Genomic DNA, 6,258 nt, shown 5'->3' with positions numbered 1-6,258 from the left:
TGAATGGCAGCACCTAAAAGGCGGCGAGCTTACCTTAACGGATGCGCATTTTGCTAAGGCGGAGAGTTATTTTACCTCACCATCTTATGAGAAAATCGACCCGCTGGCAGCGCAAAATCAGCTTAAAGAATATCTGGCCGATAATGATTTTAAAAATTGGTATGAGCACAATACCGTGGCTCACAAAGTGGCCGGCTACCGTGCGGTGGTGATTTCGTTAAAGGCGGGCATCGTCAATGGCAAATACATTCCATCGGGCGACATGACGGATGATCAGATGTTCGAGTTGGCGGATCTGGCGGATGCTTATAGCTTGGGTGAGATTCGCGCCACGCACCATCAGAATTTGGTACTGGGTGATGTTAAGATTGCTGATCTGTATGCACTATGGCAAGAGCTGTCCAAGCTGCATCTGGCCCGTGCCAATATCGGTACATTGACTGACATGACGGTTTGTCCGGGTTTTGATTATTGCGCATTGGCAAATGCCACCACACATAATATCGCCCAGAGTATCGAAGAGCAATTCCAAGACCTAGACTATCTGTATGATCTTGGGGATATTCGTCTGAACATGTCGGGCTGTATGAATGCCTGTGCGCACCATCATGTGGGCGATATTGGCATTCTGGGCGTGGACAAAAAAGGCGAACACTGGTATCAGATCAGCCTTGGAGGTAGCTCATCAGAGAATGCCAAACTTGGTCAGATTCTAGGACGTGCGGTGGCGGCAGATGAGGTGGCGAATACCATTGACATCATTGCTAAGGTGTATCAAAATGAGCGTATCACCACCGATGAACATGTAGAGAGCTTTGCTCAGGTGGTGGAGCGCGTAGGTATTGCGCCATTTAAGGCGGCAGTTTACGCTTAATTTAGCCAAAAGGAGATTGAAATGAGTGTCTTAACAACGATCATCAGTGTAGATAGCCATGCCAATGTTCATGAAAGCACGGCTGAGTTTTTCTTGATTTCAAGCAGTGCGGACGAGCCAAACTATGCAGGTCTTAACCTAGGCAAGATTAATGAGCGTGGTGATGGCAACAGCACGCTACTTAGTACGCCAACAGACTTTCGCGACACGCGCGGACTGCTCGTTACAGCGGATAATACCATCGAAGAGATTGAATCGGTGCTAGATGAAGCATTGATCAACCTGTTTGTCGTGCATGTGGCAGACTTTAAGGATGGGCGTGTGTTTAGTCTGGTGCGCCAGCTTAGGCAGCTAAGAGAGCATGCTGAGATCATCGTCGCAGGCGAGTTCGGGCTTGATCAGGCGTCATATTTTTATAAGTCAGGTGCCAATGCTTTTGCGGTGCGACCAGAGCTCGTAAACACCCTAAAAACCACACTGCACGATCTAAAAACCGCGCATGCAGGCACGACGGCTGATGCGCTACCAATGTTCCGTTAATCCATAACCAAACCTCAAGAAAGACAGGCGCGCTGATGATGATCGGCGTGCTTGAGGGGATTTTTGTTTCTAAAATTACAATAATTTAATTATCAATGTGGAAATGTCATGAATACGCTGCCTTTGTTTTTTAATTTAAGCCATCAAAGAGTTCTTATCATAGGTGGCGGTGAAGTTGCCCAAAGAAAGGCTGATCTTTTGCATAAAGCAGGGGCGAGCATTGTAGTGCTGTCCAAGCACTTTGATGAGGGGTTTTTGCAATTCCTACAGGATAACAATCACGCCATTATACATAAGCCTTATGAGAGCAGTGATTTGGATGGAATTGGTAAGCCTGCCTTTATCATCTGTGCTACTGATGATCATGCGATAAATGTGCAAGTGCATGCAGATGCTAAGGCGTGTGGCATCGCCATCAATGTGGTGGATGTGCCAGACTTGTGCGATTTTATTTTTCCAGCGATCGTGGACAGAGATCCCATCGTCATCGGTGTGTCTAGTAATGGTAAGGCACCCGTCTTAGCAAGATTGATCCGTGCTAAGATCGAAAGTCAGCTGCCTTCTACTATCGGCAGAATTGCCAAGCTTGCTGGGGAATTTCGTCAGACGGTCAAGGAGAAATTACCAACAATTACCGAGCGTCGTCATTTTTGGGAAGGGGTGTTTAACAGAGCCTTGGCAGATAAGGCGGTTGGTCATCTAACTGATGAATTGGATGATTTTGTTAAAAATAACGACAAAGCAGGTGAAGTGTACATCGTGGGTGCAGGTGCGGGCGACCCTGATCTTTTGACCTTTAAGGCGCTTCGACTCATGCAGCAGGCGGATGTGGTTCTGTATGATGCATTGGTGGCTGATGAGATTTTGGATTTGTGTCGCCGTGACAGCGATAAGATATTCGTCGGTAAAAAGCGCGCTGATCACACCAAAACCCAAGATCAAATCAATGAGCTGCTTGTAAAATACGCCAAACAGGGCAAGCGAGTGCTGCGTCTAAAGGGCGGTGATCCTTTTGTCTTTGGGCGTGGAGGCGAAGAGATGATCGCCTGCCAAGAAGCAGGCGTGCCATATCAAGTGGTGAGCGGCATCACAGCAGCGTTGGCGGCGGGCAGTTATGCGGGCATTCCGCTTACACATCGCGGAGTGGCGACCTCGGTGAGATTCTTGACGGGATGCTATCAGACCAGCGAGGCTTTTGATGGTCTAAAAAGTGCCTATCAAAGCGATGAAACCTTAGTCTTCTACATGGGTCTGCATGCGCTGGGTAAGATTGTAGATAGTCTGCTTACCTCGGGTTTATCAGCTGATACGCCTGTCGCCATCGTTTCAAATGCAAGCCTACCAACACAGCAAGTCTTGATAGGAGCATTGGATGATATTGTTACCAAAAACGAGCAGGCAGGACTGTCTGCGCCAGCCATCATTATCGTGGGCAATGTGGTTAAATTATACCGACCATGATTATTAAGATCTGATTGATAAAAAGCTGCCAAAATCAAGGCGGCTTTTTTGTTAGGCTCTCGATGATTTAGATGATTTTTTGTGCAGATTGGGCTAAAATACGACTTTTAATAATAACAGCATGGGATTAATAATTAATCATGACAACACCAAAAGAGCCAGCCAAACCAGAAGCGGTGATTAAGGCTGCAGAAGAAGTAAAACAAGCCGCCGAAACCACCAAAGAAATCGCCAAGGAAGCTACCGCTGTAACGGTCGAGGGGCTTGAGGATACCACCAATCATGCCCTTGAATTCTTAGGTGTGCCTATTGATGTACATACATTAATTCATGATGGGGTTGAGCTTGGCATCAACATCCTATTGGCGCTGCTTATCTTCTTTGTGGGTAAATGGGTAGGCAAGCGAATTTTGGCGGTGATCAATCGCATGTTAGAGCGTAGCCGACTTGATCAGACGGTGGTGAATTTTCTTAATAATCTTCTGTATGGTCTGATGATCGTTACGGTACTGTTGGCGGCACTCAATAAGCTTGGTATTAATACCAACTCGTTCGTCGCGGTGTTGGGTGCGGCGGCGGTAGCGATTGGTATGTCCTTAAAGGATCAGCTGTCAAACTTAGCAGCAGGCGTGATGATTGTTGTTTTTCGACCCTTTGGGCGTGGAGATTATGTCGAGGTGGGCGGTCAGACGGGTACAGTGATTGACATTACTCTGGTTAATACGCGCATCAGAACGTCCGCCAATCATGAGATCATCATCCCAAATGGCGACATCATGACGAATTCAAGCACGAACTACACGTCATTACCGACTCGCCGTGTTGATGTGTTGGTGGGCATAGGCTATCACAGCGATATCCAGAAGGCGCGCGAGGCGATGTTGTCGGTGGCCTCACATCATGACAAGATTCTAAAGCATCCTGCGCCAAATGTGCGCGTGACGGCACTTTCTGAAAGTTCGGTTGATTTGACTTTGTATGTATGGACGGAGAATAATGATTGGTTTGATGTGCAGTGTGATTTGCTTGAGAAAGTAAAATATGCCTTTGATGAAGCTGGTGTGGATATTCCATTTCCGAACCGTACGGTGCATATCCAAGGCGTTGAAGAGCTGTCCAAGCTATTAAAAGAACAAAAGAGCGAAACAGCAGATAGCTAAATTTGCACAAAAAAGCCCTAATTTAAATTAGGGCTTTTTTTGTGGTGAACCTTAAAAGATTCTGTTTAATCCATTCAAGGCTGCCACGCGATAGGCTTCAGCCATGGTAGGATAGTTAAACGTCGTAGTAACGAAATATTCCAAGGTGTGGCCGCATTTCATGACGGCTTGACCGATGTGAATAATTTCGGATGCATGGTTGCCGTAGCAGTGAATGCCTAAGATTTCAAGTGTTTCACGGTGGAATAGAATCTTTAATACGCCAGAGCGTTCGCCGATGATCTGAGCGCGAGCCAGATGTTTGAAGAATGCTTGACCTACTTCATAAGGAATCTGATCACGAGTTAGGTCTTCTTCAGTAGCGCCGATGCTTGAGATCTCAGGGATGGTATAGATTCCTGTTGGCACGCTTGTGATGAATTCTGCGTGCTTATCACCCACCATAAAGCCCGCGGCATTTCTACCCTGATCGTAGGCGGCTGATGCCAGCGACGGCCAACCAATCACATCACCAACAGCATAGATGTGCGGCGCAGCAGTACGATAAGTCTTATCGACTTCAAGCTGACCGCGATGGTTAGCAGTTAGACCAACCGCCTCAAGGTTTAGGCTGTCGGTATTGCCTGAGCGGCCATTACACCAAAGAATGGCATCAGATTTGATTTTCTTACCACTTTTTAGATGTAGAACGACACAGTCATCGTGCGTCTCTAAGTGGTCAATCTCTTCGTTGTTACGAATGCGCACGCCGAACTGGCGGAAGTCGTGCGATAGCGCATCTGAGATCTCATCGTCTAGATAGCTAAGCAGCTGATCTTTGTTGTTAATCAGATCAACAACATAGCCTAAGCCAGTAAAGATAGACGCGTATTCACAGCCGATCACACCGGCACCATAGATGATGATTTTACGCGCGACATAATCCATTTGTAGGATTTTGTCAGAATCGAACACGCGCGGGTGATCGAAGTCCAGAAAATCAGGACGATAAGGGCGAGAACCAACCGCAATCACTGCTTGGTTGAAGGTTAAGGTTTTTGTGGTGCCTTCTTCTGTAGGCTCTTCGATTTGTAGGGTGTGTTTATCTAGGAAGCTGCCCCAGCCGTGAATGACTTCAATGCGATTGCGCTCGTAGAACAGACGATGGGTATTTACCTGACTTAGAATAACGCGGCGCGCTTTACTGAGTACTTTATTTAGCGGAATCTGGAAGTTGTCTGTAAATGAGCTAAAAATCGGATCGCGGCGCATGCCAATGATGTTAAACACCGACTGACGCAAGGCCTTACTTGGAATGGTGCCCACATGAGCGCAGTTACCACCAACCTGTTCGCGTGGGTCGATCACGGCAACTTTCATGCCTGACTTGGCAAGCTTCATCGCGGCAGCTTCCCCGGCAGGACCTGCGCCCAGTACGATGGCATCATATTCATAGCCGTGTTTTTTTCGTGATTTGGTGTTGTTTTCGCTGTTTAATTCAATGCGCTGACCATCTAGCGGGCTGATGAGATTTTGATGGATTAGATCATGATCAACATCAGTCACTGGGGTTAAGATTGGCATTTCATTATTCTCAGCAGTTTTTACACTGCTTTGTTCTGTATTTGCTATTGGTTTTTTTGACATGAATGATGTCCTATTCCTTTATTTATTGGTAATGTTTAGCGTGAAATTTGTTGGGATAAAATTTCGTTCAACTGCCAAGCACCAGTTGGCTTGCCAGTGTTTTCATCGATTTGTTCATGTACGCGAATCTTATAACTGACACCTTGATGCGGCTCAAATCCATGAATGTCGTTATAACCGATGCCAAAGACTTCACTCATCGATGCGCCTTCTTTTTTGACCAGCAGGCATTGCATCGGCGTGGTGGATTGGCAGGGCGCGCGATTGGGCAGTACATCCAATACCACGGCTTCACCAAGGGCGATGCTAGGGATATAAAGTGGCTCGGGTACTGGCGGTGATTTTTGGCAGGCGCTCATAAATAGGGCGCCAGACAATAAAGTTAATAGATAAAGTGGTTTGGTTGATTTTTTCATAAACTACCTTGAATTTTTTATTAATATCTTAACCAATACGGCGCGCAAGTCCTGTCATCTGCAGGATGCGCGTGGCAATTTCTTCCACGCTCATCTCAGAGACATTAAGATTTGGGATTTTTTGGGCGGTATAGATGGCTTGGATGGCGCGCTGTTCTTCTTGGCACTGGGCAAGGGATGC

General features: G+C 46.7%; 6 protein-coding genes and 1 pseudogene. 4 read left to right on the top strand and 3 right to left on the bottom strand.

The window, feature by feature from the left end:
- The 4 genes and pseudogenes from GY683_RS01585 to GY683_RS01570 all read left to right on the top strand — a co-directional run.
- A pseudogene (locus tag GY683_RS01585) lies at positions 1 to 874 on the top strand (nitrite/sulfite reductase); the annotation flags it as partial.
- A 21-nt stretch (positions 875 to 895) separates the two neighbouring features.
- On the top strand, positions 896 to 1,414 hold the full coding sequence (locus GY683_RS01580) for a DUF934 domain-containing protein (protein ID WP_297287084.1): 519 nt from the start codon (positions 896 to 898) through the stop codon (positions 1,412 to 1,414).
- Between the two features lie 108 nt (positions 1,415 to 1,522).
- Positions 1,523 to 2,875, top strand: coding sequence for a siroheme synthase CysG (gene cysG, locus GY683_RS01575; protein WP_297287083.1), 1,353 nt, complete (start codon positions 1,523 to 1,525; stop codon positions 2,873 to 2,875).
- A gap of 140 nt (positions 2,876 to 3,015) precedes the next feature.
- Positions 3,016 to 4,035, top strand: a complete 1,020-nt coding sequence (locus GY683_RS01570; RefSeq protein WP_297287082.1) for a mechanosensitive ion channel domain-containing protein — start codon at positions 3,016 to 3,018, stop codon at positions 4,033 to 4,035.
- 51 nt (positions 4,036 to 4,086) lie between these two features.
- Here GY683_RS01570 and sthA read toward each other — a convergent pair whose 3' ends face one another.
- The 3 genes from sthA to GY683_RS01555 form a co-directional block, all read right to left on the bottom strand.
- Positions 4,087 to 5,598 (bottom strand): Si-specific NAD(P)(+) transhydrogenase, encoded by a 1,512-nt coding sequence (gene sthA, locus GY683_RS01565; protein WP_297287087.1) that lies wholly within the window; start codon positions 5,596 to 5,598, stop codon positions 4,087 to 4,089.
- Positions 5,599 to 5,696: 98 nt separating this feature from the next.
- Positions 5,697 to 6,077, bottom strand: a complete 381-nt coding sequence (locus GY683_RS01560; protein WP_297287081.1) for a DUF4377 domain-containing protein — start codon at positions 6,075 to 6,077, stop codon at positions 5,697 to 5,699.
- Positions 6,078 to 6,105: 28 nt separating this feature from the next.
- Positions 6,106 to 6,258: kinase/pyrophosphorylase (locus GY683_RS01555; RefSeq protein ID WP_297287086.1), on the bottom strand; the 153-nt coding region annotated here is incomplete at its 5' end.

Source organism: Moraxella sp. (assembly GCF_024227015.1).
In the GTDB taxonomy this organism is placed as follows: Bacteria; Pseudomonadota; Gammaproteobacteria; order Pseudomonadales; family Moraxellaceae; genus Moraxella.
This window is presented reverse-complemented; position numbering and strand designations above follow the sequence as displayed.

What these genes read in the sequence shown, in the direction of transcription:
- GY683_RS01570 (WP_297287082.1), top strand. Translation starts at nt 3,016, where the DNA reads ATGACAACACCAAAAGAGCCAGCCAAACCAGAAGCGGTGATTAAGGCT.
- sthA (WP_297287087.1), bottom strand. Translation starts at nt 5,598, where the DNA reads ATGCCAATCTTAACCCCAGTGACTGATGTTGATCATGATCTAATCCAT.
- cysG (WP_297287083.1), top strand. Translation starts at nt 1,523, where the DNA reads ATGAATACGCTGCCTTTGTTTTTTAATTTAAGCCATCAAAGAGTTCTT.
- GY683_RS01560 (WP_297287081.1), bottom strand. Translation starts at nt 6,077, where the DNA reads ATGAAAAAATCAACCAAACCACTTTATCTATTAACTTTATTGTCTGGC.
- GY683_RS01580 (WP_297287084.1), top strand. Translation starts at nt 896, where the DNA reads ATGAGTGTCTTAACAACGATCATCAGTGTAGATAGCCATGCCAATGTT.